Here is a 254-nt window from a genome sequence, read left to right as displayed (position 1 = left end):
AGTTGCGTTGAAATCACCAGTAAAATAGACAATATTAGATTGAACAATATTTGCCCCTAAGCCATAAGCCCACTGCAAAATAAAAGAGGCTAAAATATAGACAAAACATTTTGGCAAAGGTCCGGCAAAAACAACACCTGGATGGGGAAAAGGCTTCCCCCCCCTTTTAGCAGACATAATCTTACTTTTTCTGCCGCTCACGTCCCTTTTCCTGCATAACCCGTTATGCCTTTGTCAGTACACCATCAGCATTT

Source organism: Bartonella sp. MR168JLCBS, assembly GCF_042194175.1.
The sequence above is the reverse complement of the archived record's forward strand: the minus strand, read 5'-3'. Positions refer to the sequence as shown.